This window comes from Xanthomonas sp. WHRI 8393, assembly GCF_040203315.1.
In the GTDB taxonomy this organism is placed as follows: domain Bacteria; phylum Pseudomonadota; class Gammaproteobacteria; order Xanthomonadales; family Xanthomonadaceae; genus Xanthomonas; species Xanthomonas arboricola.
Genome location: NZ_JBEGGL010000001.1, coordinates 596,367 through 615,369 on the forward strand (window position 1 = coordinate 596,367; position 19,003 = coordinate 615,369).

16 protein-coding genes and 1 other RNA gene are annotated in these 19,003 nt (G+C 66.9%); 8 read left to right on the forward strand and 9 right to left on the reverse strand.

What is annotated here, in order from left to right:
• Position 1 precedes the first annotated feature (1 nt).
• Positions 2–634: an NAD(P)H-binding protein gene (locus ABQ137_RS02555; protein ID WP_184515714.1), complete on the forward strand. Its 633-nt coding sequence runs from the start codon at positions 2–4 to the stop codon at positions 632–634.
• A gap of 376 nt (positions 635–1,010) precedes the next feature.
• Here the strand turns inward: ABQ137_RS02555 and ABQ137_RS02560 are convergent, their stop codons facing one another.
• Positions 1,011–1,787: an SDR family NAD(P)-dependent oxidoreductase gene (locus tag ABQ137_RS02560; RefSeq protein WP_184515717.1), complete on the reverse strand. Its 777-nt coding sequence runs from the start codon at positions 1,785–1,787 to the stop codon at positions 1,011–1,013.
• 211 nt (positions 1,788–1,998) lie between these two features.
• On the opposite strand from ABQ137_RS02560, the gene ABQ137_RS02565 reads away from it, so the two are divergent.
• From ABQ137_RS02565 to ABQ137_RS02575, 3 genes are all read left to right on the forward strand, one after another.
• Positions 1,999–2,075: non-coding RNA, sX9 sRNA (locus ABQ137_RS02565), on the forward strand.
• 243 nt (positions 2,076–2,318) lie between these two features.
• Positions 2,319–3,728, forward strand: a complete 1,410-nt coding sequence (locus ABQ137_RS02570) for an FAD/NAD(P)-binding protein (RefSeq protein WP_184515720.1) — start codon at positions 2,319–2,321, stop codon at positions 3,726–3,728.
• A gap of 531 nt (positions 3,729–4,259) precedes the next feature.
• Positions 4,260–4,691, forward strand: coding sequence for a VirK family protein (locus tag ABQ137_RS02575; RefSeq protein ID WP_024938233.1), 432 nt, complete (start codon positions 4,260–4,262; stop codon positions 4,689–4,691).
• A gap of 202 nt (positions 4,692–4,893) precedes the next feature.
• Here the strand turns inward: ABQ137_RS02575 and ABQ137_RS02580 are convergent, their stop codons facing one another.
• The gene (locus tag ABQ137_RS02580; RefSeq protein WP_184515723.1) at positions 4,894–6,369 is read right to left on the reverse strand and encodes an efflux transporter outer membrane subunit; all 1,476 of its coding nucleotides are present in this window, start codon (positions 6,367–6,369) and stop codon (positions 4,894–4,896) included.
• A gap of 88 nt (positions 6,370–6,457) precedes the next feature.
• Between ABQ137_RS02580 and ABQ137_RS02585 the strand changes: the two genes are divergently transcribed.
• From ABQ137_RS02585 to ABQ137_RS02595, 3 genes are all read left to right on the forward strand, one after another.
• A complete protein-coding gene (locus ABQ137_RS02585) occupies positions 6,458–7,075 on the forward strand; it encodes a TetR/AcrR family transcriptional regulator (RefSeq protein WP_039517156.1) in 618 nt (205 codons plus the stop codon).
• A gap of 77 nt (positions 7,076–7,152) precedes the next feature.
• A complete protein-coding gene (locus ABQ137_RS02590) occupies positions 7,153–8,298 on the forward strand; it encodes an efflux RND transporter periplasmic adaptor subunit (protein WP_065033031.1) in 1,146 nt (381 codons plus the stop codon).
• Positions 8,295–11,384: an efflux RND transporter permease subunit gene (locus tag ABQ137_RS02595; protein ID WP_349781066.1), complete on the forward strand. Its 3,090-nt coding sequence runs from the start codon at positions 8,295–8,297 to the stop codon at positions 11,382–11,384. Before ABQ137_RS02590 ends, ABQ137_RS02595 begins: the two co-directional genes overlap by 4 nt.
• Before the next feature lie 199 nt (positions 11,385–11,583).
• Here the strand turns inward: ABQ137_RS02595 and ABQ137_RS02600 are convergent, their stop codons facing one another.
• Complete coding sequence (locus tag ABQ137_RS02600) at positions 11,584–12,048, reverse strand: SDR family oxidoreductase (protein WP_238601135.1); 465 nt, start codon at positions 12,046–12,048, stop codon at positions 11,584–11,586.
• A gap of 221 nt (positions 12,049–12,269) precedes the next feature.
• Between ABQ137_RS02600 and ABQ137_RS02605 the strand changes: the two genes are divergently transcribed.
• Complete coding sequence (locus tag ABQ137_RS02605; RefSeq protein ID WP_104593792.1) at positions 12,270–12,602, forward strand: DUF6172 family protein; 333 nt, start codon at positions 12,270–12,272, stop codon at positions 12,600–12,602.
• 59 nt (positions 12,603–12,661) lie between these two features.
• On the opposite strand, the gene ABQ137_RS02610 is transcribed toward ABQ137_RS02605, so the two are convergent.
• From ABQ137_RS02610 to pdhA, 6 genes are all read right to left on the reverse strand, one after another.
• The gene (locus tag ABQ137_RS02610; RefSeq protein WP_349781067.1) at positions 12,662–13,954 is read right to left on the reverse strand and encodes a DEAD/DEAH box helicase; all 1,293 of its coding nucleotides are present in this window, start codon (positions 13,952–13,954) and stop codon (positions 12,662–12,664) included.
• Between the two features lie 97 nt (positions 13,955–14,051).
• Positions 14,052–14,666 (reverse strand): SMI1/KNR4 family protein, encoded by a 615-nt coding sequence (locus tag ABQ137_RS02615; RefSeq protein WP_104593791.1) that lies wholly within the window; start codon positions 14,664–14,666, stop codon positions 14,052–14,054.
• A gap of 249 nt (positions 14,667–14,915) precedes the next feature.
• On the reverse strand, positions 14,916–16,361 hold the full coding sequence (locus ABQ137_RS02620; RefSeq protein ID WP_104593790.1) for a dihydrolipoamide acetyltransferase family protein: 1,446 nt from the start codon (positions 16,359–16,361) through the stop codon (positions 14,916–14,918).
• Positions 16,358–16,741, reverse strand: a complete 384-nt coding sequence (locus ABQ137_RS02625) for an SH3 domain-containing protein (RefSeq protein WP_104593789.1) — start codon at positions 16,739–16,741, stop codon at positions 16,358–16,360. The genes ABQ137_RS02620 and ABQ137_RS02625 overlap by 4 nt, the downstream gene beginning before the upstream one ends.
• A 1-nt stretch (position 16,742) precedes the next feature.
• Positions 16,743–17,816 carry an alpha-ketoacid dehydrogenase subunit beta gene (locus ABQ137_RS02630; RefSeq protein WP_039515775.1) on the reverse strand — a complete coding sequence of 358 codons (1,074 nt, stop codon included), beginning with the start codon at positions 17,814–17,816 and terminating at the stop codon, positions 16,743–16,745.
• Complete coding sequence (gene pdhA / locus ABQ137_RS02635) at positions 17,809–18,897, reverse strand: pyruvate dehydrogenase (acetyl-transferring) E1 component subunit alpha (protein WP_349781068.1); 1,089 nt, start codon at positions 18,895–18,897, stop codon at positions 17,809–17,811. The genes ABQ137_RS02630 and pdhA overlap by 8 nt, the downstream gene beginning before the upstream one ends.
• Between the last annotated feature and the right edge of the window lie 106 nt (positions 18,898–19,003).

Here is a 19,003-nt window from a genome sequence, read left to right on the forward strand (position 1 = left end):
GATGGACGTGCTGCTGGCAGGGGCCACCGGTCTGGTCGGCGGACATGTTTTGCAACAGCTGCTGGCCGACGCGCGCTGTACCGGCGTGGTGGCGATCACGCGCCGGCCGCTGTCGCAGATCCATCCCAAGCTGCGCAACCAGGTGATCGATTTCGAGCGCCTGGATCACTGGACCGCGCCGCGCATGGAAGCGGCTATCTGCGCCCTGGGCAGCACGATGAAGCAGGCCGGTTCGCGCGAGGCGTTCTACCGCATCGATCACGACTACCCGATGGCGCTGGCACGCGCCGCCTGCGCGCAGGGCACCTCGGTGTTCGTGCTGAATTCGGCGGCCGGTGCCGATGCGCACTCGCGCATCTTCTACAACCGCGTCAAGGGCGAACTGGAACGCGACCTGCGCGCGGTCGGCTTCCCCTCGCTCACCTTCGTGCGCCCGGGCCTGATCGGCGGCGAACGCGAGCAGCGGCGCACCGGCGAACACATCGGCAGCCTCGTGCTGGGCGCGCTCGGCCCACTGCTACCACGCCGCTTCCGCATCAACCCGGCCGAACGCATTGCCGCCGCCATGGTGGGCGCCGCGCTGGCACCGGCGCGTGGCGAGCACAGCGTCGAGGCGGCGAAGTTGGCTGGCTAACGCCGCCTCATCGCCTCGTCGCGAGGCAGCCGGATAGAGGTGAGACGCCGCCGTATCGTAGGAGCGTGCCGGCGCGCGATGGGGCGTTACCGATAGAGCTTCGTCGCGCGCAGGCACGCTCCTACAGGTTAGCGTGCAGCCGATTGCTATTTCCGCCAGCATAAAAATACCGCTCACCCCCGAAGAACTGCCCACCCTCCATCAGCACCCGCCCGTCGTCGCGAGGGTGTCGCAGATGGAGAAACTGCTTGTCTGCTGTTCGTAGGAGCGTGCCTGCGCGCGACGAGGCGTTACCGATAAAGCTTCATCGCGCGCAGGCACGCTCCTACGGGTTGGCGTGCAGCGGATCGGCATCTTCGCCAGCACAAATCCTCGCTCACACCCCCAACGACTGCCCGCCATCCACCGCCAGTACTTGCCCGGTGATCCAGCGTGCTTGCGGCGATGCGAGGAACAACGCCGCATCGGCGATGTGCTGCACTTGACCGAATCCGCCGAACGGGATGCTGTCGCGGATGCGGGCATACAGCTCCGGTTCTTCATCGCGGCGGCGGGCCCATAGCCCGTCCGGAAACTCGATAGAGCCCGGTGCGATCGCGTTGACGCGGATGCGCTCGCGGGCGAGTTCGGCGGCCAGCGTGGTGGTGTAGTAATTGAGCGCCGCCTTGGCGGTGGAATAGGCGATCGCACGTGGTGTGGGACGTTGCGCATTGATCGAGCTGATATTCAGGATCACTGCCGCATCGCTGTTGCGCAGATGCGGCAGTGCGGCGCGATTGCAGCGCACTGCGGCCATCAGATCCACGTCCAGGCCGGCTTGCCAGCTCGCATCGTCGTTGCCGTGTCCATAACCGGAGGCATTGTTGATCACCACGTCCAGCCCATCCAGCGCCTGTGCTGCGGCCTGCACATAGGCCTCGATTTGCGCAGCGTCCGACAGGTCGCAGGCGAAGGTGTGTACCGGGGCTCCATGAGGCGCCAACGCGTGGGCGGCCTGTGCCAGGCCATCGGCATTGCGTGCGCACAGCGAGACCTGCGCGCCGTTGCGCACGAACGCTTCGGCAATGGCCAGCCCGATGCCACGGCTGCCGCCTGCGATCAGCACGCGTTGATTGCGCGGCGAGATTTGCGTGGGTGCTGCGGAAATGGACATGGCGGACACTCGATCGGAAACCGACATTATCGAGCAGCCCGGTCATGACGCGGTGCTCGGTGCCGTTGCAGTGTTGAACGCATCGTCGCAATGTCTGCTGTCCGTTCCATTACTTCCATCGCTTCTGCCAACGACGCGCCGGCCACCGCGCGTAGCGGGCTGGCGATCTAATGCGCTCATCCCCAGGCGCGCGGCGGTGCTGGGAATTGCCATGTGCCACTCGTGCACTCAGGTTTTGAGCGCGCCGTCCACACGTCCCGAGCGATTGCTCGCTACGTTTTGTCAACCACCCTAAATCGTGTTGCGCAGCGCTGCGCTGCGACCCAGGTTGGGAGCCATGCACCGGCACCTGGCTGCGGTCGCGTGCGCTGTCATCTTTGTGCAATGCCGTCCGCACGCCGCTTGCAACGCAAGCCTCATCACCAAGCATGATCAGCTCATGCGTTTTCGATTTCTCGCCGCTAACCATTTGTTTACACGTTTGCGCCGCGCTGCGGGCACAACGTGCGGGTCATTCAGTGGGAGTTGCACATGGAAACCCATATCACCGTCATCGGTGCCGGCTTTTGCGGCACCGCGCTGGTCCGTGCGCTGGCGCAGACGGCCGATGCGCAGGTGCGTATCACTCTGGTCGGCGTGACCGAGACCTTCGGCAGCGGCATCGCCTATGGTGCCGCCCGGCCGGAGCACCTGCTCAACGTGCGTGCCAAGGACCTGGGGATCGACGCGCAGGCGCCAGGCGCCTTCGCCGATACCCTGCATCTGGGCGACAGCGGGCGACTGGAATTCCTGCCGCGCCTTGCCTATGGCGATTATCTGCGCAGCGAGCTGGATACCGCGGTCAGTGGCGCGCAGGCGTCGATCGTGCGGCTGTCGCAGGAAGCAGTGGCGGTGGAGCGTGCGCGCAAGGGCTTTCGCGTATTCCTGGCCAATGGCGATGCCTTCCACAGCGATCGGGTGGTGCTGGCGGTGGGCGCACTGCAGCCGCAGGCGTTGGCCGGGATCGGCCCGCGCCTGAGCGTGCATCCGCGCTATATCGGCTGGCCGTGGCAGGGCGATGCCCTGGCGCGCTTGTCGCCGGACGACGATGTGCTGATCGTCGGCACCGGGCTGACCATGGTGGATGTGGCATTGACCCTGCACACGCGCGGGCATCGCGGCCGCCTGCTGGCGATCTCGCGACGCGGCCTGGCGCCGCAGGCGCATCTGCGCCAGCCGGGTGCGGCGCTGGAGTTGCCGCCGCATCTGCAGCGCGCACTCAAGGATGCCGACCTGCGTGGCCTGTTGCGCGGTGTGCGTCAGCTCAGCGCAGTGGTCGACGACTGGCGACGCGTGGTGGATGCCTTGCGCCCGCATCTGCAACCGCTGTGGCAGCGGCTGGAGTTGCCGCAGCGTGCGCGTTTCCTGCGCCATCTGCGCCCGTATTGGGAGGTGGCGCGGCACCGCGTTGCGCCGGGCGCAGCGGAACAGCTGGCGCAATTGCAGCAATCGGGGCAACTGCAGATCGTCGCAGCGCGCCTGCTGCGTGCGCGTTGGGTGCCCGACGGCGTGGAAGCGGTGATTCGCCCGCGTGGATCGGCCGACGCGCACACCGATCATTATGATGCGGTGGTCCGCGCCACAGGGTTGGATACCGATATCGACCGCACCAGCGACCCGCTGATCGCCGGCATGCGCGAGGCGGGGCTATTACGTGCCGATCCGCTGGGCCTGGGCGTGGATACCGATGCACAACTGCGCATGCGCGATGGCGCCGGGCAGATCGTACCGGGGCTGTATTGCGTGGGCCCGCTGCTGCGCGGGCGCTATTGGGAAATCACCGCGGTGCCGGAGTTGCGTGTGGCTACACGTGCCCTGGCAGACCGTCTGTTGCTGGGCGCGATGCCGGCGTTACAGCCGGAGCCGGAACAGGTGCCGCGCGAGGTCAATGCGCGCTTGTAGCTGGGTGGATTTGCATTGCAGCTTCTTGATGGTTGTATGAAGTTGAAGCTGTGACGAGTGCGAGTTTGAGCCTTCTCTCATCGAGAGAGTGCCTCATCACCCCGCATCTTGAACCCTTCTCCCATCGGGAGAAGATGGCGCGCCAGCGCCGGATGAGGGTAGGTGCGCAGCCCCGCGGGTTTGGGTGATGCCTCTTTGAAAAAGTTGCTTCCGGTCGACGCGTGCCAGTAGCAGCATTTTTTTGTGCGTGCATCAGACGTTTGCGTAATGCTCGTGTCGTCTGTCGTCTGTCGTCGACCGACATTCCTTCGTCTTTTTCTGGCGATAGAAGCGCCCGATCGCGCAACAAACAGCCTCTGCGCGCGCAGGCATAGCCCGCACGGCGCAATCTCGCGCGGACTTCGCCAAACAGCGCAATCATGCCGCGTGATGCGTAGCGCAGTGCGCCGTTGCAGACAGGACTGGGTCATGTTGACGGCCCTGGGCTGATTACAGTCCAGGTCGCTTCTTTCCCTCATCCTGGAGTTCGCCATGCCCCGTCTTGCTCCCGCTGCCCTGCTCGCCACGCTGTGCGCCTGCGCGCTGCCCGCCTGGGCCAGCGAATCGCTCAATACCCGTGCGGAAGTGCTCGCAGCCCTGGAATCCGGTTACGACGTCAGCCTGACCACCGATCTTGGCCGCTGCACACCAGAAGAAGGTACGCCGGTCACCCAGACCCGTGGCGGCCGCCATATCGATGCGTACCGCATCACCGAGGACGGCACTGCCGCGTTCTCTGGTTCGCACTTCACCGTGGCCAACGACGGCAAGCCGATCCAGCAGTTCATGCGCTACCAGCTGCGCCCGGATGGCAGCGTGCGTTTCACCACCTACATGTACGACCTGCCGGGTCTGCAGCAACGCGGGCCGGTGCTGGCGTATCAATGCACGATCAATCAAGGCATCCGTTTCCACGCCGATTGACCACATGACGACTGCGCGGGCTGCAGCAGCCATCGCGTGCACGGCGACGCGCAGTCGTTATCTGCACCCGGGTCGCGGTGAGGACAGCGAGTTTTCTTCCGCCAGAGATGCAGGACCCGCTTGGCGCACAGACGACGCCCACCGATATGAGGCAAGCGCCGCAGTTTGCGGTTGCCCGGTAGCGACCTTGTCCGTGCTTGCGTCAGCGCGGTGACGACTGCTGCAGCGCAACTGCGTCGGCGGTGCTGGATTGCCAGCCGCCACCCAGCGCCCTGAAGGTGGTCACCGCACTGCGCGCGGCATCCGTGCGCGCCTGCACCTGCGCATCGGACGCGCGCAGCAATTGCTCGTCGGCATTCAACACTTCGATCAGGCTGACCACGCCCTTTTCGTAGGCCAGCGCCGACGCGGTGCGCGCCTTGCCCAGTGCGTCCACGCCTTGCGCGAGCACGCTGGCTTGTTGTTCGCGTTTGACCAGTGCGGTGAATGCATTTTCGACGTCCTCGGTGGCGCGCAGGACCGCCAGGCGATACGCCGCCAGCTGCTCGGCTTCCTGGCCCTTTGCCTGGGCGATCTGCGCATTGATGCGGCCGAAGTCGAACAGCCGCCAGCGCAGGCCCAGCACGCCGGCGGACTGGCTGGCATCGCCGGTGAACAGGTTGGCGCCGGAGATCGCGGTGGCGCTGCCGAGCAGTCCACTGAGCGAGAATTTGGGGTAGTACTCGGCCATCGCCACGCCGATACGCGCGTTCGACGCGGCCAACCTGCGTTCGGCCGCGATCAGATCGGGGCGGCGGCGCAGCAGGTCGCCGGGCGTGCCCGTCTCGGCGATCCGCGGTGCAAGCGGAATCGGTTTGGTGGCGGCCAGTTCCGCGCGGTGCGTGCCAGGCGGCACACCCAGCATCACGTCCAGGGCGTTCATCGCCGCGACCACGCCGCTTTCGATGCCGGGCACCGAGGCCTGCGCCTGTGCCAGCGCGCCTTGCGCCTGGTGCAGTTGCAACTCCGGCGCGAGCCCCTTGCCGTGCAACAGCGTCACCATCGACAGCAGGCCCTGCTGGGTGGCGACCTGGCGCTGCGCCACCTCCAGCCGTGCCTGCAGGCCGCGGATGCTGATGTAGATATCGGCGGTCTGCGCCGCCACCGTCAGGCGGGTGGCGGCGGCGCCGGCTTCGCTGGCTTGGTAGTCGGCCAGTGCGGCCTGGCGCCCGCGACGCAGGCCGCCGAACAGATCCAGCTCCCAGCTCGCACCCAGGTTGGCTTCGTAGGTGCTGGCATAGCGGTCGAAGTTGGGCGTGCTGTTGAGCACCTGGCCGAGCGGCGTTTCCAATGACTGGTAGGCGCGGGTCGCGTTGCCGCTGATGTTGCCTGAAGGCAGCAGCGCAGCAGTGGCGGCGGTCAGGCCGGCGCGGGCCTGGGTGACGCGCGCGGTGGCCTGGGCCAGGTCCAGGTTCTGCGCCAGCGCCTGGGTGACGTAGCGGCTCAGGTCCGCGTCGTCGAAGCCGGTCCACCAGGTCGAAAGCTCGGCAGGTCGCGCTGCCGGGCGCACTTCGACCGCCGCCTGGCCCGCGTAACGGTCTGGCAGGGGCGCTGCGGGGCGGGTGTAGGTCGGACCGACTGCGCAGCCCGTGGCAAGGCTGGCAACGACAAGCAGGGCAACAGGACGGAACGGGGACATGGCAGACCGGGCGGGCAGGGATGAGGTGTGACTATAATACGAAATGGTCACTTTTGTATGTGGGGCGCCGGGGCGCTAAGCTGGCGGCATGAGCAAGACATCCAGCTATCCGGTTTCGGGCCGCGGCCCGGCCGACCATGACGTGCGCGATCAGATCGTGATTGCGGCCACCGAGCATTTCAGCCGCTACGGCTACGAGAAGACCGCCGTTTCGGACCTGGCCAAGGCGATCGGGTTCTCCAAGGCCTATATCTACAAGTTCTTCGAATCCAAGCAGGCCATCGGCGAGATGATCTGCAGCAACTGCCTGCGCGAAATCGAGACCGAGGTGCGTGCCGCAGTCGACGAGGCGGAGCAGCCGCCGGAAAAATTACGCAGGCTTTTCAAGGTGATGATCGAGGCGAGCCTCCGGCTGTTCTTCCAGGATCGCAAGCTGTACGAGATCGCCACGTCGGCGGCCACCGAGCGCTGGCAATCGGTCCGCGCCTATGAAGTGCGCATCCAGACGCTGCTGCAGGATGTGCTGCAGCAAGGCCGGCAAAGTGGCGATTTCGAGCGCAAGACGCCACTGGACGAGGCCACGCAGGCGATTTACATGGTGCTGCGCCCTTACATGAACCCGCTGCTGCTGCAGCACAGCCTGGAGCAGGCCGACGAGGTGCCGGTGCTGTTGTCGAGCCTGGTGCTCCGCAGCCTGTCGCCCTAAATTCGTTTGTGACTATTGACTGATTTAGTCACAAGTCTCAGGATGCGAGCCTTCATCAGCTCGCTCCTGGATCTGCCATGCTTCGGCGCCTCGTTACCTCTGCCGCTTTCTGTGTGCTGCCGCTGGCATTGATCGCCTGCGGCAAGGCGCCCCCCTCCGATCCGCGCACCGCGGCTCCGCTGGTGCGGGTGGCCATCGTCGAAGACGCCGGTGCAGCGGCGCGCAGCTTCTCCGGCACGGTCGCGGCCCGGGTGCAGAGCGACCTGGGGTTCCGGGTCGCCGGCAAGGTGCAGGAGCGGCTGGTCGATGCCGGCCAGCGCGTGAAGCGTGGCCAGCCGCTGCTGCGGATCGACCCGGTCGACCTCAAGCTCGCCGCGCGGGCGCAGCAGGACGCGGTGGCGGCCGCGCAGGCGCGCGCCCAGCAGGCGGGTGAGGATGAAGCGCGCTACCGCGATCTGCGTGGCACCGGCGCCATCTCGGCTTCGGCCTACGACCAGATCAAGGCCGCCGCCGACGCCGCCAGGGCGCAGCTGAGCGCCGCCCAGGCGCAGGCCGAAGTGGCCCGCAACGCCAACCGCTATACCGACCTGCTGGCCGACGCCGATGGCGTGGTGATGGAGACGCTGGTCGAACCGGGCCAGGTCGTCGCGGCCGGGCAGCCGGTGGTGCGGCTGGCGCATGCCGGCCGCCGCGAGGCGGTGATCCAGTTGCCGGAAACCTTGCGCCCGCAGGTCGGCTCGGTAGCGCAGGCCACCTTGTTCGGCAATGCCGCTGTCACCGTGCCGGCGACCTTGCGCCAGCTGTCCGAAAGCGCCGACCGGCTGACCCGCACCTTCGAGGCACGTTACGTGCTCGATGGCGCACTGGGCGATGCGCCGCTGGGTACCACCGTCAGCCTGCGCATCGCCGATGGCACGGCCGCCGGCCCGCAGGCCGGGCTGCAGGTGCCGCTGGCCGCGTTGTTCGATGCCGGCAAGGGGCCGGGCGTGTGGGTGATTGCCGGCAATCCGGCCAAGGTGCGCTGGCGGCCGGTGACGGTGCTGGGCCTGGACGACGACCACGCCACGGTTGCCGGCAAGCTGGCGCGCGGTGAGCGCATCGTGGCACTGGGTGCGCACCTGTTGCGCGACGGCGAGCAGGTGCGGGTGGTCAACACGATTGCGCCTGCCGCCGGCGCCACGACCGGCGCCAAGGCCGCAGCCGCGGCAGGAGCGCAGCCGTGAGCGAAGGTGGGTTCAATCTTTCCGCGCTGGCGGTGCGCGAGCGCTCGATCACGCTGTTCCTGATCGTCCTGATTTCGCTGGCCGGCCTGGTCGCCTTCCTCAAGCTTGGCCGTGCCGAAGACCCGGCCTTCACCGTCAAGGTCATGACCATCGTGACCGCCTGGCCTGGCGCCACGCCGCAGGAAATGCAGGACCAGGTCGCCGAGAAACTCGAAAAGCGCCTGCAGGAGCTGCGCTGGTACGACCGCAGCGAAACCTATACGCGCCCCGGGCTTGCGTTCACGACCTTGACCTTGCTGGACAGCACACCACCCAGCCAGGTGCAGGAGCAGTTCTACCAGGCGCGCAAGAAGGTGGGCGACGAAGTCGGCAACCTGCCGGCCGGTGTGATCGGGCCGATGGTCAACGACGAATATGCCGACGTCACCTTCGCGCTGTTCGCGCTCAAGGCCAAGGGCGAGCCGCAACGTTTGCTTGCGCGCGATGCGGAAAGCCTGCGCCAGCGCCTGTTGCACGTGCCGGGCGTCAAGAAGGTCAACATCATCGGAGAACAGCCCGAGCGCATCTTTGTCGAGTTCTCGCACGAGCGCCTGGCCACGCTTGGCGTCGGTCCGCAGGAGGTGTTTGCGGCGCTCAATGCGCAGAACGCCTTGAATGCGGCAGGTTCGGTGGAGACGCGCGGGCCGCAGGTGTTCATTCGCCTGGACGGTGCGCTCGACAGCCTGCAGAAGATCCGCGACACCCCGCTGGTGGTGCAGGGCCGCACCCTGAAACTGTCGGATATCGCCACGGTCAAACGCGGCTACGAAGATCCGTCCACCTTCATGATCCGCAGTGGCGGCGAGCCGGCGTTGCTGCTGGGCATCATCATGCGCGATGGCTGGAACGGGCTGGATCTGGGCAAGTCGCTGGACAGCGAAGTGGGCGCAATCAATGCCGAGCTGCCGCTGGGCATGACCCTGAGCAAGGTCACCGACCAGGCGGTCAACATCGACGCGTCGGTGGGCGAGTTCATGACCAAGTTCTTCGTCGCACTGCTGGTGGTGATGCTGGTGTGCTTCGTCAGCATGGGCTGGCGCGTGGGTATCGTGGTGGCGGCCGCGGTGCCGCTGACGCTGGCGGCGGTGTTCGTGGTGATGCTGGCCACCGGCAAGAACTTCGACCGCATCACGTTGGGCTCGTTGATCCTGGCGCTGGGATTGCTGGTGGACGACGCCATCATCGCGATCGAGATGATGGTGGTGAAGATGGAGGAAGGCTACAGCCGCGTCGCCGCATCGGCCTATGCGTGGAGCCATACCGCCGCGCCGATGCTGTCCGGCACGCTGGTGACCGCGGTTGGCTTCATGCCGAATGGGTTTGCCGCTTCCACTGCCGGCGAATACACCAGCAACATGTTCTGGATCGTGGGGATCGCGCTGATCGTCTCGTGGGTGGTGGCGGTGGTGTTTACGCCCTACCTGGGCGTCAAGATGCTGCCGGATCTGAAGAAGATCGAAGGCGGCCACGCCGCGATGTACGACACGCCGCGCTACAACCGCTTCCGCAATGCGCTGGCACGCGTCATCGCGCGCAAGTGGTTGGTGGCCGGCTCGGTGGTGGGCCTGTTCGTGCTTGCGATCCTGGGCATGGGCATCGTCAAGAAGCAGTTCTTCCCGATCTCCGATCGCCCTGAAGTGCTGGTCGAAGTGCAACTGCCGTACGGCAGCTCGATCACCCAGACCAGCGCGGCCACGGCCAAGCTCGAAGCCTGGCTGGCCAAACAGGACGAAGCGAAGATTGTCACCGCTTACATCGGCCAGGGCGCGCCGCGCTTCTTCCTGGCGATGGGCCCGGAGTTGCCGGATCCGTCGTTCGCCAAGATCGTGGTGCGCACCGACAACCAGCACGAGCGCGACGCATTGAAGCTGCGCATGCGCAAGGCGGTTGCCGAAGGCTTGGCCTCCGAAGCGCGCGTACGCGTGACCCAACTTACCTTCGGCCCGTACTCGCAGTTCCCGGTGGCCTACCGGGTCAGCGGGGCGGACCCGCAAGTGGTGCGTGGCATCGCCGCGCAGGTCAAGCAGGTCATGCAGGACAGCCCGATGCTGCGCACCGTCAACACCGACTGGGGCACGCGCACGCCCACGTTGCATTTCACCCTGGACCAGGACCGCCTGCAGGCGGTGGGGCTGACCTCGACCGCGGTGGCGCAGCAACTGCAGTTCCTGCTCAGCGGCGTGCCGGTCACGTTGGTGCGCGAGGATATCCGCAGCGTGCAGGTGATGGCGCGTTCGGCTGGCGATACGCGCTTCGATCCGGCACGCATCGCCGACTTCACCCTGGCCGGTGCCAACGGCCAGCGCGTGCCGCTGTCGCAGGTGGGCAAGGTGGATGTGCGGATGGAAGAGCCGATCATGCGCCGCCGCGATCGGGTGCCGACGATCACCGTGGGTGGCGATGTCGACGACCAACTGCAGCCGCCGGATGTCTCGGCGGCGATCACCAGGCAGCTGCAGCCGATCATCGACACATTGCCCAGCGGTTACCAGATCAAGGAGGCCGGTTCGATCGAGGAATCCGGCAAGGCAACCACCGCGATGCTGCCGCTGTTCCCGATCATGCTGGCGGCCACCTTGCTGATCATCATCCTGCAGGTGCGTTCGATCTCGGCGATGGTGATGGTGTTTCTGACCAGCCCGCTCGGCCTGATCGGCGTGGTGCCGACCCTGATCCTGTTCCAGCAACCGTTCGGCATCAATGCGCTGGTGGGCCTGATCGCGTTGTCGGGCATTTTGATGCGCAACACGCTGATCCTGATCGGGCAGATCCATCACAACGAGGCCGAAGGGCTGGACCCGTTCCATGCGCTGGTGGAAGCCACCGTGCAGCGTGCGCGCCCTGTGATCCTGACCGCGCTGGCGGCGATCCTGGCGTTCATCCCGCTCACGCATTCGGTGTTCTGGGGCACGCTGGCCTATACGCTGATCGGCGGCACCCTGGCCGGCACGATCCTGACGCTGGTGTTCCTGCCGGCGATGTATTCGATCTGGTTCAAGATCCGGCCCGATTCCGGTAGCACCCGGGCAGCGACGCAGCACGCCTGATGCCGCTGGGCCAGGGCGGCCAAGTCGCTGTTGTCGAACGGGTTGGAGCGCGGTCGCTCACCAGCGTGGGCCGCCGCCGCGGCCTGCGACGAACTGACAGCCGGCCGGCCGGCAGGCCGGCGTGCGGGAACCGTGGCGCCGCGCAGGGCACAGACGACAGCGCGTCCGTGCCCTGCGGTTTGCCTGGTGAGGCGCAGACTCAGACTTGGTCGGTCGGAAGCACGAAGACTTCGGCGATGTTGACGTTGGACGGTGCCTGCGCCGCGAACAGGATGGTGTCGGCACTATCCATCGGGTCCAGCATGCGAACCGTGCCGGCATAACCGGGCATCATGGCCTGATATTCCGCGCCGGTGGTCTGTGCCGGAAGCTCGGTTGCGACGATGCCCGGTTGAATGCTGGTGACGCGGATGTTGTGCTTCTTGCCGACTTCCATCCGCAGGCCTTCGGTGAACGCGGTCACTGCAAACTTGCTTGCCGAGGACACCGCAAATCCCTGGCCAAACACCTTGCGCCCGACGATCGAGGAAGTATTGAAGACGTGGCCGGACTGTTGCTTGATCATCTGCGGCAGCACCGCTGCAGCCACGTTGGGCACGCCTTTCACATCGACATCGTCAGCCAGGTGGCAGGCCGAGGTGTGCGACACGCCATCGTCGTGCATGAGGCGGCGGCCTGCCCGCCTGTGCCAGCCTGCATCGACGGGCCGCCCGTCGCGTCGTAGCGGCGGCGTGTATCCATGCTGGCGCAGGGCGCGCGTGGCCTTCTCCACGCCGAGGCAGGCAAACGCTTGCGCCCATGCCGCCGGCCACCGAATCCCCGGCCATTCACCCAGAACGGCCGTGTGGCCTCACAATAGGCGGCCAGCTCCCAACCGATGTCGCCATGCGCAAGACCTACCAGCTCAACCTCGAAGGCAAGAACCGCGATCGTCTGCTGGAATCCAGCAAGCACGATATCCGCAAGTACATCCGCCGCGAGCGTCGCAAGGACTTGCCGGAAGGAGCGGATTATTGGGACTTCGACATGCGCTTCGGGGTGGACGAGGCCAGTGCTGCGCCGCTGCCGCCGGCCGAGCTGATTCGCTCGATCAATGCGCTCACCAGCGAAGGTGGCGGGCAGTTCTTCGTGGAAATCCTGCGCAAGCCCGGCAAGCGGACTCCGCGTGCCGATGGCGACAGCGCCCCGGGCGGCGAGCTGGATTTCGAGCAGGACTGAGTCTTCGCATGGCGTCCGCCTTGGCGTGACGACAGCGCGCCAGGTGTCACGCAGCGCCTTCAGTCGGGCTTGCCTGCCTGCGTCGCCGCTGCCGCGCGTTGCTTGTCCTTCTTGTTCGGTCGCCTGCCCTTGATGCCGCCGTTGTCGTCCGCAGCGCGCGTGCCGGGATTCGGCATCTGTGTTGCAGGCGCCGCGGTCGCCGGGCTCGGCTCGAACCCGGCGACCAGGCTGGTCGGTACGCGCAGGCCCTGGCGTTTTTCGATTAAACGCCATTGCGGCTGGCTCTCTGCCGTGACGAAGCTGATCGCAAGGCCGCTGGCGCCGGCGCGTGCGGTGCGGCCGATGCGGTGGGTGTAATCCACCGTCGAACGCGGCAGGTCGTAATTGATCACGGCCGGCAGCGCATCGATATCGATACCGCGCCCGGCCAGATCGGTGGCCACCAGCACCTGCAGCTCGCGCTGTTTGAAGGCAGACAGGGCGCGTTCGCGCCGGCCCTGACTCAACTCGCCGTGCAGCGGCTGCGCGTTGATGCCGGTCTTGCCGAGTTTTTCAGCGACTTTTTCGGCGGTGTGCCGGCTGGCGACGAACACCAGCACATGCGACCAACCATGCTCCTGCAGCAGGTGGCGCAGCAGTTGCGTGCGCTGGCCGGCATCGACGGCGATCGCGCGTTGTTCGATCGCAGGCGCAGCCTCCGGGGTGGCGGCAACGGTGATGCGTAGCGGGTCGCGCAGGCGACGCTTGGCCAGCGAGGCGATGCCGGGCGGAAACGTGGCCGAAAACAGCACGCTCTGGCGCTGCGTCGGCAGCAAGGCCAGAATGCGATCAAGCTCGGCACCGAAGCCCAGCTCCAGCAGACGGTCGGCTTCATCCAGCACGAGTGTGGCGACTTCGCTCAGGCGCAGCGCGTTGTGGTCGACCAGATCCAGCAGCCGCCCGGGCGTGGCGACCACGATATCGGCACCACCGCGCAGGGCGAGCAGCTGCGGATTGATCGAACTGCCGCCGGTGGCCGCCACGATCTTGAGCCGCCGCGGCAGATGCGCGGCCAGTTGGCGCAAGGTGTCTTCCACCTGCGCAGCGAGTTCGCGCGTGGGCACCAGCACCAGCGCACCGAGCACGCGCGGCGCGGTGTCGGGCGCCAGGCAACGTTGCTGCAGCAGCGGCAGCGCATAGGCCAGCGTCTTGCCCGAGCCGGTCTGCGCCATCGCGATCAGATCGCGCCCCTGCAGCATCGGCGCAATGGCCTGCTGCTGGATCGGCGTGGGCGTGTGGTGACCGGCGCGAGTCAGCGCTGCGGTAAAGGCAGGCAGCAGCTGTGGCGATAGGTCGAGCTGGTCGAACGACATCGTGAAATCTCCGGGCACATGCGTCATTGTGGGCGATTGAAGCAATGACTGCGACGCAGCGGTGAGGTAACGACACCGATGGTTTTTCGCGGTGCCGTCAGTACCGCCATTTGCGCACCGTCTGTCTTCCCAGTCTTTCTTCCAGCAGCGCCTGGGCTGCCGCATCATCGTCGTGAATCTCGCCCAGGCAGAGCAGCATCAGCGCATCCAGATAGACGGCGACCGAATCGAACAGGCGCGTCAGCATCGCGCCATCGTCGTGGTCGAAGTAATACACCGCACCGTTGTCGCGATGGAAGCACCACAGATTGCCATTGCCCAGGTAGTCGCCGAACACGATCAGCGACGGGATCAAGGCTTGTTCTTCGGCGCTCGCCTCGATCTCGTCGATGCTCGGATAGGCCTGCTGCAGGGGTTCGATGCTGGGTGCGGTGTCGCCCGGCGTGCACAGCGTTTCGGCCAGTTCCAGGCAGCCGACTTCGCCGTGATAGCGGGCAAGCAGCGGCGGCAGCGCGCAGCCAAGGCGCGCCTGACACGCGAGTACGGCCTGCAGGCTGGCGGGTTGCGCAGCGTCGTCGCCGAGAAGTGCGGCATACGCGGTGCAGACCTGTCGGTACCACTGCAGGCGTGCATCGTCATCGACAAGGTCCGGCCATGCCAGCGGCGGGCAGTCCACTGGACGCCAGTCAGCGTCGGTCGCGGGTGTGTTCATGGGGCCTCCATGATGGCATTGCCGATCGGCGATGCCCGCGCGGGAAGTCCATCTCCCTGAGTGACAAATGTCCGCATCGCAACGCCTGGTGTCCGGCGCTCAAGTTTAGCGTGGAGTGCGTTGACTGACTCTGCCATGGCGCGGAAGGCGTCGTGGAGCACTGACACGCGTCCGGCCAATGCTGTCGTAGCACTGCCGCCCAGCACGGCGCGGCAAGCGATGGCGCAAGGCCGGTGTGGCGGCGTCAGTTCACACGGCCAGCGCCAGATCGTCCAGCAGTGCGCGCAGGAAACGCGCGGCTTCGCCGCCGGTGGCGGCGCGATGGTCAAAGGTCAGCGACAGCGGCATCACCTTGTGGGTTTCCACCCCGCCCATCACCGGGGTGAGCTGGTAACGCGCACGGCCGGCGGCGACGATGGCCACGCATGGTGGCACCACCACCGGGGTGGCGTAGCGGCCGGCGAACATGCCGAAGTTGGACAGCGAGATGGTGTAGCCGCTGAGTTCGGAGGCGGCGATGCTGCGGTTTTCCACCTGCTGGCGCAGCCGGTTGACGCTTTCGCGAATGCCGTGCGCGTCGAGCATGTCGGCATTGCGCAATGCGGGCACGAACAGGCCTTCTTCGGTATCCACCGCAATGCCGATATCCACCTGCGTGTGCAGGGTGCGGCTGAGTGCCTCGCCGTCGAACCAGGCATTGAGCGCCGGCACCGCCTGGCACGCCCGCACGATGCCGCGTACCAGCCGCACGGTGACATCGTTGCCGGGCTGCCAGGCGTGGATGTCGGCATCGTCGTTGAGCGTGGTCGGCACCACCTTGCTGTGCGCATCGGCCATGACGCGCGCCATGTTGCGACGCACGCCCTTGAGCTGCTCCGGCTGGCCTTTGGCGACCACGCCTGGCGACTGGGTGCGCATCGGTTTGCCGCTGGCAGACAGCGCTGCACGTGGTTGCGCGTTGCCGGCTGCGCTGGTTGCTGATTGCGTGCCGGCGGCGTGCAGCGCGGCTACGGGCGCATTGCTGCCGTTGCTCGGGGTGACCGAGGCGCCGGCGCGCGCTACAGACAGCGGCGCGCTGCCGGCCGCGGCGGCCTGCTTCACATCCGCCATCGTCACCGTGCCATCCGGGCCGCTTGCGCGGATCTGGGCCAGATCCACGCGCAGCTTGCGCGCCAGCGCGCGCACGGCCGGCATCGCGCGCACGCCGCCCACGGCGATCGCCTGTTCGCTCTGCACTGCGTTGGAGCTCTGCATCGCACCGACCACGGTACCGGCGTCGTCACGCTCGCTCCCGCCACTGGAATCGGCGTCGGCTATCTCGCCGCCGTTGTCGGAGGCGACCACGCGTGCGGTCGGGCCGGCCGCGCTATCACCGGTGCTGGGCGTGTGCGTGGGTGCAGGGCCGTGCGAGTGGCCGGTGTCCTGACCATCGGCGCGCTGCGGCTGCGAGGCGTCCAACGCGAACTGCGCCAGCATCGCACCGGTGACGATGATGTCGCCGGCGGCACCGGCGAGCTTGGTCACGGTGCCGGAAAACGGCGATGGCACCTCGACCACCGCCTTGGCGGTCTCCATCGAGACCAGCGGATCGTCCAGGCGGACGCTGTCGCCCTCCTTGACGAACCATTCGACGATGGTGGCGTCGGGCAGGCCTTCGCCCAGGTCGGGCAGGTGGAAATTCTTGGCTTCGCTCATGGCAGGTTCTCTTGCGCCGCAGGCAGCGGCGGCGTGGTGTCGTCGAGGAGTTCGAGGTCGGCGGCCGGCAGCCAGCCCTGCATGCCATCGGCACGCTCGGACCACCACCAACCGCCATGTTCGTAATGCAGCAGCACGTCCTCGCCCTGGTGGGCATCGAGTTCGCGTGCGTCGTAGTCGCGCAGGGCTTTGGCCTGGCCGTCGCCCAGCGGGCGCAGCCAGGCCACCGGGGCCCAGCCGGCATGGCCGTCGCCGGTGTTGACCCAGGCGAAGGCCGGCCATTCCTCATCGCGCACGCCGATGGTCACCTGCTGGCCAGCACGGAAGCGGATCGGGTTGGCGTACGCGGCGCGGTAATCGCAGAGCAGACGGGCGCGCATGTCAGCCGGCGGCCACCGCGCGACGGGCGGCGGTGACGATGCGCTCCACGCTCGGCAGGTACTTCATTTCCAGCCGGAACAGCGGGATATGGGTGTCGTAGCCGGTGACGCGTTCGACCGGTGCGAGCAGGTCGTACATCGATTTTTCCGCCAGCTGCGCGGCGATCTCCGCACCGAAGCCGGCGGTGCGCGGGGCTTCCTGCACGATCACGCAGCGGCCGGTCTTGGCGACCGATTCGGCGATGGTGTCGAAGTCCAGCGGGCGCAGCGTAGCCACGTCGATGACCTCGGCGCTGATGCCTTCGCCGGCGAGTTTGTCGGCCGCTTCCAGCGCTTCCTTGACCTGCGCGCCCCAGGTGACCAGGGTGACGTCGGTGCCGTCGCGCAGCACGAAGCACACGTCCAGCGGCAGCGCCTCGCCATCGTTGGCGACCACTTCCTTGTACTGGCGGTAGATGCGCTTGGGCTCCATGTAGATCACCGGATCCGGGTCGCGGATCGCGGCCAGCAACAGGCCATAGGCGCGCTGCGGCGAGGACGGCAACACCACACGCAGGCCGGGGACGTTGGTGAAGATGGCCTCGTTGGCTTCGCTGTGATGTTCCGGCGCGCGGATGCCGCCGCCCCACGGCACGCGCAGCACCATCGGGCAATGCAGGCGGCCGCGGGTGCGGTTGCGCAGGCGTGCGGCGTGGCAGATCAGGTGATCGACCATGGGGTACACGAAGCCGTCGAACTGCGCTTCGGCCACCGGCTTCATGCCCTGCGCGGCCAGGCCGACGCTCAGGCCGGCGATGGTGGTTTCATCCAGCGGCGTGTCCAGCACCCGCTCGCTGCCGAAGCGCTGCTGCAGGCCGGCGGTGGCGCGGAACACGCCGCCGTTGACGCCGACATCCTCGCCCAGCACCAGCACCGCGGGGTCGTGTTCCAGCTCCCAGGCCAGCGCCTGGGTGATGGCTTCGATCAGGGTGATGGGCGAACTCATGGCGATCTCTCCGCGCGTGGCTGCGGCGTTGTAAGGGGCACTGGCCTGCTGCTGTGTCGCAGCCAGGTGCGACTGGTTGAGCTCATCCATGACGGGCCTCCTGTGCCATCACCTCGGCGCGCTGGGCCAGCAACTCGGCCGGCGGGTCGCCGTAGAGGTAATCGAACATCGCTTCGACCGGCTGTACCGGCGTGTTGAGGTAGGCATTGACCTCTTCGTCCACGCGCGCGCCGCATTCGGCCTTCCAGGCGGTTTCCTGCACCTCGTCCCACAGGCCCTGCGCGGTGAGATAACGGCGCAGCCGCAGCAGCGGCTCGCGCGCCCAGCCCTGCTTGACCTCTTCTTCGCCGCGGTAGCGCCGCGCATCGTCGGCGGTGGTGTGATCGGACAGGCGGTAGGTCAGGAATTCGATCACCGTGCCGCCGTCGCCGGCCAGTGCACGCGCACGCGCCTGGCGCATCGCCTCGAGCACTGCGATCAGGTCGTTGCCGTCCACCTGCAGGCAATGCAGGCCGCCGGCCAGGCCCTTCTGCGCCAGCGTCTGCGCGCCGGTCTGCGCCGAGCGCGGCACCGAGATCGCCCAGCCGTTGTTGATCACGCACAGGATCAGCGGCAGCTTGTAGGCACCGGCCGAATTGAGCGCGGCGTAGAAGTCGGTCTTGGAGCTGCCGCCATCGCCGCAGCAGGCCACAGCGACCTGCGGCTTGCCCTGCAGCTTGAACGACAGCGCCGAACCGGCCGCGTGCAGGCACTGGGTGGAGATCGGCACGCAGATCGGGAAGTCGATCGCCGCATCGGCATCGCGCGGATAGTCGCTGCCGCGTTCATCGCCGCCCCAGTACAGCAGCACGTCGCGCGGGCGCACGCCGCGTTCGAACATGGTGCCGTACTCGCGATAGCTGGGCGCGAACACATCGCCGCTGCGCATCGATGCGCCGATGCCCACATGGGTGGCTTCGTGGCCGAGGCAGGCCGCATAGGTGCCCAACTTGCCGGTGCGCTGCAGCGCGACCGACTTGCTGTCGAAGGTGCGCACGAACAGCATGCGCTTGAACAGCGCGAGCAACTGTTGCGGGTTGGCGGCGTCGGCCGGCAGGTCGTCGCGGACGATCTGGCCGTCCGCGTCCATGTATTGCAGATATTCGATCTCGAACTGCGCGGCTACGCTCATTGCGGCGACACCTTCACCAAGAAGTTTCAAATGATATGAGTTGCGATGTTAAGGACCACGCAGCAAAAAGCTGTCCTGCACCGCAGCACACAATGATGCTGGCTTG

Bases quoted from the DNA above. Each gene is read 5' to 3' on its own strand.
- ABQ137_RS02580 (WP_184515723.1), bottom strand. From the start codon at position 6,369: ATGTCCCCGTTCCGTCCTGTTGCCCTGCTTGTCGTTGCCAGCCTTGCC.
- pdhA (WP_349781068.1), bottom strand. From the start codon at position 18,897: ATGAGCGTAGCCGCGCAGTTCGAGATCGAATATCTGCAATACATGGAC.
- ABQ137_RS02600 (WP_238601135.1), bottom strand. From the start codon at position 12,048: ATGCACGACGATGGCGTGTCGCACACCTCGGCCTGCCACCTGGCTGAC.
- ABQ137_RS02630 (WP_039515775.1), bottom strand. From the start codon at position 17,816: ATGGATGAGCTCAACCAGTCGCACCTGGCTGCGACACAGCAGCAGGCC.
- ABQ137_RS02560 (WP_184515717.1), bottom strand. From the start codon at position 1,787: ATGTCCATTTCCGCAGCACCCACGCAAATCTCGCCGCGCAATCAACGC.
- ABQ137_RS02555 (WP_184515714.1), top strand. From the start codon at position 2: ATGGACGTGCTGCTGGCAGGGGCCACCGGTCTGGTCGGCGGACATGTT.
- ABQ137_RS02590 (WP_065033031.1), top strand. From the start codon at position 7,153: ATGCTTCGGCGCCTCGTTACCTCTGCCGCTTTCTGTGTGCTGCCGCTG.
- ABQ137_RS02625 (WP_104593789.1), bottom strand. From the start codon at position 16,741: ATGCGCGCCCGTCTGCTCTGCGATTACCGCGCCGCGTACGCCAACCCG.
- ABQ137_RS02610 (WP_349781067.1), bottom strand. From the start codon at position 13,954: ATGTCGTTCGACCAGCTCGACCTATCGCCACAGCTGCTGCCTGCCTTT.
- ABQ137_RS02570 (WP_184515720.1), top strand. From the start codon at position 2,319: ATGGAAACCCATATCACCGTCATCGGTGCCGGCTTTTGCGGCACCGCG.
- ABQ137_RS02615 (WP_104593791.1), bottom strand. From the start codon at position 14,666: ATGAACACACCCGCGACCGACGCTGACTGGCGTCCAGTGGACTGCCCG.
- ABQ137_RS02585 (WP_039517156.1), top strand. From the start codon at position 6,458: ATGAGCAAGACATCCAGCTATCCGGTTTCGGGCCGCGGCCCGGCCGAC.
- ABQ137_RS02605 (WP_104593792.1), top strand. From the start codon at position 12,270: ATGCGCAAGACCTACCAGCTCAACCTCGAAGGCAAGAACCGCGATCGT.
- ABQ137_RS02620 (WP_104593790.1), bottom strand. From the start codon at position 16,361: ATGAGCGAAGCCAAGAATTTCCACCTGCCCGACCTGGGCGAAGGCCTG.
- ABQ137_RS02575 (WP_024938233.1), top strand. From the start codon at position 4,260: ATGCCCCGTCTTGCTCCCGCTGCCCTGCTCGCCACGCTGTGCGCCTGC.